The following is a 921-nucleotide window of genomic DNA, read 5'->3' as shown; positions in this document are numbered from 1 at the left end:
TCTGCGGCACTACCTCACGGTAGCTTTTTTTACTCTCAAAGTCCAATGGTTTGTCCGCTGCGGAGGCACGTCTCTCTCAGCATAGATGGTTCAGTCTCGCCACCCTGGTAGATATCCGAAGCTTAGAAGCCTCACACTGTCTTATCCGGCGTTTGAACCGCTGACAGAGCATCACGCTTTGTACACGGGCTCGATGACTTCTGGTTGCTCTCGTAACCGAGTCTGCCCTCGGTGTCAGATTGATGTTGTCAGTTGTGCCACTTGCGTAGCGATGACAAGCCAATGCGGACCCTAAGCTTCGGACGAACTTGATTCTACTTCAGTTTGCTGCCACACTCCAAGTCGAATAAGTAGTGGAATCAGTAAATCACCAATCGACGCCGCCCCTTGACGTTTCTTACCTGCCAGTTCGGCGAGCGGCTTTGCCTCGTCCGCATAGGTCACTTTGGGCAACCACTCAAACGCGGCGTCCATGTCAGCGACCGTTGCATCGAGTGGTGTGCCATGAGTACGATGGAATTCTCGAAGCTTCAATAGCAAGTACTCTCGGTCGACCCCTTTGCCTCGCCAGACTTGCCGTCCACTGACGATTTGAAACACCATTCGGTTGGCGCGATTTGCCATCCGGCATTGCCGGTCGGCCGTTGCAACGCCACGCTGTTTCCAGACAGCAGCCAAGCCACGGTAGAAAGGATGACATTTGATCAAGTTTTTTGCGACCAAGATGCAAGCGGCTCTTAGGCGGCGGTTACAACTCTTGGCCACGCTATTGGTGCGATCGACTTCATCGCTTTGGTAGCGAGCGGGATACAAACCGGCGCGACCGTTGAGTGCCGTGTGTGATGCGTAGTGCTCAATCGGACCTGCTTCTCCGGCAAGATCACCTGCGGAAATGACATTGATCCCGGTTGCCGAGAGAAG

Annotated in this window: 1 protein-coding gene; it reads right to left on the bottom strand. The window is 54.0% G+C overall.

The window, feature by feature from the left end; genetic code table 11:
* Positions 1–291: 291 nt before the first annotated feature.
* The coding region (locus tag ABD971_RS35915) for a transposase (RefSeq protein ID WP_345328547.1) at positions 292–921 on the bottom strand (630 nt) is incomplete at its 5' end.

The sequence above is a fragment of the Novipirellula rosea genome (assembly GCF_039541335.1).
In the GTDB taxonomy this organism is placed as follows: Bacteria; Planctomycetota; Planctomycetia; order Pirellulales; family Pirellulaceae; genus Novipirellula; species Novipirellula rosea.
The sequence above is the reverse complement of the archived record's forward strand: the minus strand, read 5'-3'. Positions and strand labels throughout refer to the sequence as shown.